The 7,732-nt window shown below is 60.6% G+C and carries 5 protein-coding genes; 2 read left to right on the top strand and 3 right to left on the bottom strand.

Annotation, left to right across the window (positions count from 1 at the left end; genetic code table 11):
* Nucleotides 1–110: 110 nt before the first annotated feature.
* On the bottom strand, nt 111–2,510 hold the full coding sequence (locus HV770_RS32675; protein WP_175165622.1) for a glucose/quinate/shikimate family membrane-bound PQQ-dependent dehydrogenase: 2,400 nt from the start codon (nt 2,508–2,510) through the stop codon (nt 111–113).
* 659 nt (nt 2,511–3,169) lie between these two features.
* On the opposite strand from HV770_RS32675, the gene HV770_RS32680 reads away from it, so the two are divergent.
* Nucleotides 3,170–3,346: a hypothetical protein gene (locus HV770_RS32680; protein ID WP_175165623.1), complete on the top strand. Its 177-nt coding sequence runs from the start codon at nt 3,170–3,172 to the stop codon at nt 3,344–3,346.
* Nucleotides 3,347–3,365: 19 nt separating this feature from the next.
* On the opposite strand, the gene HV770_RS32685 is transcribed toward HV770_RS32680, so the two are convergent.
* Entirely contained in the window at nt 3,366–6,143 is a 2,778-nt protein-coding gene (locus HV770_RS32685; RefSeq protein WP_175165624.1) for a winged helix-turn-helix domain-containing protein, read from the bottom strand.
* Nucleotides 6,144–7,104: 961 nt separating this feature from the next.
* Nucleotides 7,105–7,437, bottom strand: coding sequence for a response regulator transcription factor (locus HV770_RS32690; RefSeq protein WP_175165625.1), 333 nt, complete (start codon nt 7,435–7,437; stop codon nt 7,105–7,107).
* A 105-nt stretch (nt 7,438–7,542) separates the two neighbouring features.
* On the opposite strand from HV770_RS32690, the gene HV770_RS32695 reads away from it, so the two are divergent.
* Nucleotides 7,543–7,732: transposase (locus HV770_RS32695; RefSeq protein ID WP_175165629.1), on the top strand; the 190-nt coding region annotated here is incomplete at its 3' end.

The raw sequence follows: 7,732 nt of genomic DNA on the forward strand, positions 1-7,732 counted from the left end.
ACCCTTCCGCAAAGCCTTTTGGCTACCTTGCGCACCGCCACCCCGGCGAAGGCTTCGCGGCATCTGCGCCGATCGCCGGCACAGATACCGCAAGGCCCCCCGCCTGGCAATCAAGGCAGCGCGTAAGCCATCACATAGTCGCCCAGCTTCGTGCCAAACGAGCCATGTCCCCCCGCGGCAATCACGACATACTGCTTGCCATTCGCTTCATAGGTCATCGGCGTGGCCTGGCCGCCTGCGGGCAAGCGGGCCTGCCACAACATGTCGCCGGTATCCGTGTCGAACGCGCGGATATAGTTGTCGGCGGTGGCGCCGATAAAGAACACGTGGCCCGCCGTCGTCATCGGGCCGCCCAGCATCGGCATCCCCATCTTGAACGGCAGCGGCAGCGGCGCACTGTCGCGCACGGTGCCGATACGCCTCTTCCAGACGATCTGATTCGTCTTCAGATCGATCGCCGACACATATCCCCACGGCGGTTGCTTGCACGGCAAACCGGTCGGCGCGAAGAACGGATTCAACTCGACGCCGAACGGAGTGCCGTACTGAGGCTGAATGCCGGTTTCGGTGCCGGTGCCGCCTTTGGCGTTCTTATCCGGTTCGATCGGATTGCCCGGGCCGCGCGGAATCAGCTTCGACACGAACGGCAGTGCGATCGGATTGGCAATCGCGATCTGCCGATCCGTGTCCACGGCAAGGCCACCCCACTCGAACATGCCAAGGTTGCCGGGGAACACCAGCGTGCCCCGTTCCGATGGCGGCGTGAACGTACCGTCATAGTCCAGATGCTGGAACATCACGCGGCACACCAGTTGATCGAACATCGTGGCGCCCCACATATCGGCGCCCGTCAATTTCCGGCTCGGCCGGAATGTCAGATCGGAGAACGGCTGAGTTGGCGAAACATGGTCGCCTGCTGCGGCGCCTTGCGGGACCGGCCTTTCCGGCGCCGGGACGACGGGCTTGCCGGTGCGCCGGTCGAGCACGAAGATGTTGCCCGTCTTGGCCGGCGCGTAGACGACCGGCACGACATTGCCCGATTGATCGGTGATGTCGGCGAGCGTCGGCTGGGCCGGCAGGTCCATATCCCAGAGATCGTGATGGACGGTCTGATAGAACCACGCCAGTTTGCCGGTGGTCGCATTGAGCGCGAGCAGGCCGCTTGCGAAACGTTCCTGCTCCGGTGTGCGATTGCCACCCCAGATGTCCGGCGTGCTCACGCCCATCGGCAGATAGACCAGATCGAGCTTCGCGTCGTAGACGGACGGCGCCCATGAATTGGGCGAATTGATCGAATAACGCTGGCCTTCGCCGAGCACCGCGTTCGGCTCTTTCGCGCCCGGATCGAATGCCCACAGCAGCTTGCCCGTGCTCACGTCGAAACCCCGAATCACGCCTGAGGGTTCGCGCGTCGAGTAATTGTCTTCGACGGAACCTGCGATCACGATCACCTTGTCGGTAATGACCGGCGGCGAGGTCGGCTCATATTGACCCGCTGTCGTCACCGGCTGGCCGGCTTGCAGATCGAGGTCGCCGTTGGTCGCGAAATCCTTGCACAACTGGCCGCTTAGCGCATCGAGCGCGTACACGTGACCGTTGTTGACCGGAAGATATATCCGGCGCGCGCACATCGCGGGCGCCGCCGACGGTGCCGCTGCCTGGCCGTTATTGCCCGCCCCGGCGGCCGTCAGGTCGTGATACGACACCCCGCGACACGTCACGTGCTGGAAGCTCGGATCGGTTTTCAGCTTCGGATCGAAACGCCACTTTTCCTGGCCGGTCGCGGCGTCCAGCGCGAACAGGATCTGGTGCGGCGAGCATAGGTACAGCAGGTTACCTATTTTGATCGGCGTGACTTCATCGGTGATTTCGCCCGGGTCGGTCGAACGCTTCATGTCGCCGGTGCGGAAGGTCCACGCCTCTTGCAGATTCTTGACGTTCTCCGCGTTGATCTGCTTGAGCGGCGAGTAGCGCGTGCCGTGCTGGGTGCGACCGTATGCAGGCCAGTCGGCGTCCGGGATAGAGGCGGCTGTGGCTGTGGCCGCCGCAGAGGCAGACGCGCTGCTCAGCGTGCCGTTGAGTTCCTGCGGATCGTTGAAGACCGCATAAACCAGCACGACGCCGCTGACGATCAATGTAGCGCCGAGAGCCATGGCCGGCGTCCTGGCCGGCGCGTCGAAGCGGCGATAGACGAATGGCAGCAGCAGCCAGATGCCGAAGATGACCAGCACGCCCAGACGCGGCGTCAGCGCCCAGAAGTCGGTGCCGACTTCCCACAGCGACCATCCGATGGTGCCCAGCAGCAGCAATGCATAGAGACCCAGCGCAAACGGTTTGCGACGCTGGACGAGAACGGCCGTGACCAGCATGACGATGCCTGCGATGACGTAGTACGGCGAGCCACCGCTCACCACCAGCCAGACGCCGCCGACGAGCAGATACAGCCCGGACAAGGCAGCGAAGACGACAGTCAGCACGCGTGCTATCGAAGAAGATTCGGATCTTTGCATCCTGATTACCTCTGCAGTTGGGAATGCCGCGTCGATTGGAGACGAAACGCCTGGCGAGCGAAATGGCCTGAACTCTCTGGCGACGGGATTGACATGCACCTGCCGCGTAGCACGATTCGTACCTCAAAGCGTCGCGAGTTGGACCGCGCTATGCGGCTCGCATGGCTGAGCGGCATCGGGTTGGCGGCAGCGTGTTCATTGACCGGAGAGACCGTCATGACACATTCTCCATCCATTGCATGTCGCGCACGTTGCCTCTTTGCCTGGCGTGCGCCAGCACCATGGGTCGTGAACCCGCCCATTGACGATGATAGTCGAGCGATCGCGAGTCATCGAGGGATGTGTGAGTGAACGCGCGTCCCGAGGAAACGGGCGACGGCGGCGCGGACATTCTGCCGCTGTCGGCGGCGATGCTTACACCCGGTGCTAACACGAGCGCGGCCGCGGTTACGTCGGCGCAGGACCGGGCGTTCAGGTCAAAGCCGCCAATCGTGCACAGAACTCCTCGGACCGCAGCACGCTCACCGGTCTTTCCAGCGCGTTTCAATCCGCTATCGGTGGCCTGACTGACCGACGTTCCACCAGCGCGACCTCAGCGGGCTCATGCACTTCGATTCAATCTGTATTCGTCGATCAGCTTCCACGCCGACGTGCAGGGTGTGACCGGCACACTGACAGCAGAACTGCACACCCACAGTCAGAAACGCTCATTGGGCTTGAACGGTCGCGACGGTTCAATTGCTCTGAACGTCAACGTGGCGGGCCTGAGTTTCGTTGGCAACGCTCAACAGCACGCCGATGCGGACAAGCGTTATCTGCAACAGTTTCAGGCCTGAGCGGCGCGTGCCCCACTTGCTATTCGGCGGTTCTGTCCCTCTCCAACCCGAGCCCGAGAACACTCTGTACGGCCTCAATCCGGGAATTCACATTGAGCTTTTCGAAGATGTTCTTCAGATGCCATTTGACCGTCTCAGGCGCCAGTTGCAACGATCGGCCGATTTCCTTATTCGACAGGCCACGTGCGACGAAGTTGAGTACTTCGAGTTCTCTCGCACTCAGCGTATTCGCCGGAGAGGTCACGGCGTTGACCGGCATAGGCGAAGCAGTTCGATTGTGGACATCGTCGAAAGCTCCCAGCAATCTGTCGACATAGAGCGCTTCCTCAGTGGAGACGTCGCCCGAGACCTGGCGAAACCGCGACAGCAACGCGCGCATGGGTCGCCCTTCATCAACGAAGCTATTGATCATGCCATTGGTCATTCCGATGCGCAGCGCGCGGCCGAGCGCAATCAACGCCTTGTCGAAGGCTCGGGATTTTTCGAGTGCAATGGCAAGCAGCACGCAAACGAGCACCTCTTGATAATGCAAGCCCATCGCGGCCACGGTATCAAGCGAACGCTCGAGAAAAACGACCGCCTTATCTGCGGCGTTCTCGGCCATCAGAACCCGCGCCTGCAGAATGCAGTAGCTTGTCCAGGCCTCCAACGCGGAGCCCTGCCGCCCTTCGTAGATCGGCGGCACGCTCGCGCTGAGTTCATCGGCAATCTGCCTTGCCCGCGTCACATTGCCGTCGGCAAGGAACAATCTTACTGTCTCGGCATCGCACGCCAGCTTCAGCCTCAGCCATCGCCGGGTCAGCGCGACCTGTCGACCGTCTTCGAGAATGGCCAGCGCTGAACCCGTCTCGCCGTCACGCCACAACAGGCGTGACGCAGAAAACGTGTGGCGCACCAGCGCACCCACTGGCGACGCATCCAAGGCAATCGTCGTGCGGCTGGCGAGTATCTTCCGGGCGCGAGACAGCTCGTTGCATTCGTAGTAGATCGAAGCAAGGCAACCGGCCACCCCGGTCGCAATCGCCGACGAGTAGCCCACAGTGCTTTCGGCACACTCGAGTGTCGCCTCAAAAATTCGCCGTGCTTCGACCAGCTCGCCATGCACAAATGCCGCATGGCCGTACATCGCGTCCCGAAGCATATCCGAGTAGTTCGGCACCTGCCCCGGCTCGATCCGGTCTTTGGCGAAGGTCCATATGCGACGTATCTGGTCAAACTTTCCCCTGTACGCCAAGCCAAAAAATTGCGCAGTCTGCGCGTAACGCTTTACCCATGGCGCCGCAGGCGCCACGGAAGTCTGCGCGACGCTGCCGAATTCGAGCGCGCGTTCGCTGTCGTCGTTAATACTGGCGATCAAGGCGATGACCGCGTTGATCTCGGCCAATGTAGCTTCCTCAATAGCGCTGTTGCCATCGCGCTGGCCGCGATTGAATTCGTCGACGACAGCCCGGATTTCCCCTGACGCGGGCGCCGTTTGAAATGAGAACGCGAGCGCCCACGCTTTCGCGAGGCGCAAACGCAGGCGTCCCTTGACGATATCCGGTGGAAGTTTCCCGATCCAGCCGAGCGGCGTGTAGGGGTCACCGCGTTCGAGCATCTCCATTGCACAGTTCTCGGTCCACTGTGCCGCCTGCTCGAGTTCGCCCGCGGCCAAAGCATGTCTGACTGCTTCGGGCCAGAGGCGCGCACCTGCAAACCATTGACACGCCCGACGATGCAGCGCAGGAACTTCCTGCGGCGTCTGACGGACGAGACGCCGTCGCAGCGCATCGGACAGGAGTGCGTGATAGCGATACCAGTCTTGCGTTTCATCCAGCGGCCGGATGAATACATTGTGGCGTTCGAGCCAATCAAGTTTGCACCCGCTTCCACTTCCTCCGCCCATGATGGCATCGCATACCGCTGGGGTCAGCCGCTCGAGAACCGAGGTGTACAGCAAAAACTTTAGAATGGGTGGCGGTAAATGCGCAAGCACCGTGTCGTTGAGGTAGCGATCGATTCCGGACCTCGCCCCGGCAAGATTATCGGCAAGCTTGGCCGCATCGCCCACCTGACTCAGTGCGAGCGAAGCCAATTGCAATCCCGCCACCCACCCCTCCGTCGCGTCGTTTAACAGCTCGACGCTGGCCCGGTCGAGCGGCACGGCACTTGTCCGGTTGAAAAACGCTTGCGCATCGTCGATCGAGAAGCGGAGATCGTCCACGTTAATGCGCATCAGTTTTTCCGGCGCTTTGAGCTGGCCGAGTGTCAGCGCAGGTTCACCGCGCGCTCCGAGCAAAATATCCATATTCTCGGGCGCATAGCGCAGCAGGCGGGACACGATCGCCAGAACGGGCTTTGCGGTCAGACGGTCGACGTCATCCAGCACGAGGAACACACTGCGGCCACAAGTTGCGATCCCGTTCAGAAGCACCGATATGACCGTTTTGATCGGGGTCATCGCATCGTGATTCAAAAGTTGTTGCGCTTGCCAGGCGATGTCCTCCCCTGCGCGCGAAAGTGACGCCACCAGATAGGCACCGAACTGCTGCGGATCATCGTCTTCCCCGTCGAGACTGAGCCATGCAACGCAATGCTTCTGCTTCGAGAGCGCTTCACTCCATCCAGCAAGCAATGTCGTCTTGCCGAAACCCGCGGGTGCGGTCACGACGGTTACGCTGTGCGTGCGTCGCTCATTGAGCCGATCGAGCAACGCAGGCCGATGTACGCAACCCGGGGGAAGGCGCGGCGGAATCATTTTGGTCTGGATCAGCGACACGCTCCATTGACTGCCGGTACTAACTGAAGATGCTTCCATGACTATTCTCTCCACCCCCCAACGACCGCCCGTCAAGACCCTATAGCCTACGGGCGCGTCTTTTTTGTATACGTTAAACATTTGCTGTTGCTCTAGCACTGAACGGTGACGTACTCACCTTAAGAAAGCCGTAATGGACACAACAATTCTCACCGCGCCGGATGGCTTCACTGTGGCAGCCTCGGCGAGAATCGCACCTAATCGCTCACCATCTTAATCTCCTGGGATTACCGTGAGTGCCGGCCGTTCGTTGAACCTGCAAAGAGTCGTTCGTGACGCGGCCTCGCACTGAGTGACCGCGGAAGAAGTCCGTTTTCAAAAAGGCTTCAATGCGTTATCTGGCCTGCGTCGGCGAGGTGCCCGAGGCATTGAGTGAACGCCTCGCGAACGCCGGTCACCGTCAGCATTTTGAAATTTTTCGCCCGTGGGATCTGCTACATCTCCTGCGGACTGCCTAAGGACGCTTCCTGCACATCGGCGTGTTCAATCTGACATATCCCGGTGACCTTCTTCGATAGGTTGCTCCGTTGAAAACTCACAGTTCATACGACTCCGGACCGCCGAGATCCGATCGGTTTATTCATCAGGCGCAATCGCGCTACTTCGTCCAAAACACCCGCTAAGTCAGTTGAGCTAAATGCATTGGCTCACCCATGGCCACACACTCTCCCACGCGATAGGGGACAACTACGTCATTTATGCGTCCAGAACAAGATACGCGGCCAGCGCCCACGACATCGATCCGCCCACGTGTTCCAGGGAGAAGGAGCAGCGTTGCCACAGATGCCCTGTAGCCTTGCCCTCGTGTGTCCGACGACACTTCATCCGAAACGACTTCAGGTCGCCGGCGTTAGCCGGGGACTCTGCATGACGCGATCTTCCGGCGCGGAATGCACCGACGTCATGTTCGCGTTCGCGAACGTCGCCTCGCTCAGCCTGTATCTATGCTTACGGATGCTGCTCAGGCGCACGCCGTTCTCCGGATCCAGGGATAGCTTTCGCCGAAGCCGATAAATGGGGGTATCGAGCGTACGGCAGGTGCCGTCACGTTCGCGACGCCAGGCAAGCTTCCCAGAAGGTCGCGGTAGATCACTCGCCCGACGTTTGCGAAAATGTTCGCGGCGACGTCAAACTCTCTCGTCGCCAATTCCATCGTTTTGCCGTGAAGTGAGACGCTGCGCCGTGCTGTATCAACAACGTAAGGCCGGACAGCGATGGCATTTCCGATCTTCTGATTGCGGCTCGTGCGACGCAATAAGGCGCGAACTCTCGCGGGCGGCGCGAGATAACGCACTGCACTATCTCTGGAGCGGCCCCTTGAATCACCGGACACAGTCTCCCGCTTAAAATAACGGGTAGGCATACGACTGTGTTTTTGACTAACAACAAGCAAGAAGTGATGGAAGTGTTGACGGGGCCGGAGCGCCGGCGGCGGTGGTCAGCGGAAGAAAAGCTGGCGATGGTGCGGAAGAGTTTCGAGCCAGGCAAGTCGGTCTCGATGGTTGCACGCCAGCACGGCGTCAATCCGAACCAGCTGTTCCATTGGCGCAAGCTGTATCAGGATGGCAGCCTGTCGGCAGTCAGTGCCG

This window comes from Paraburkholderia fynbosensis, assembly GCF_902859935.1.
GTDB lineage: Bacteria > Pseudomonadota > Gammaproteobacteria > Burkholderiales > Burkholderiaceae > Paraburkholderia > Paraburkholderia fynbosensis.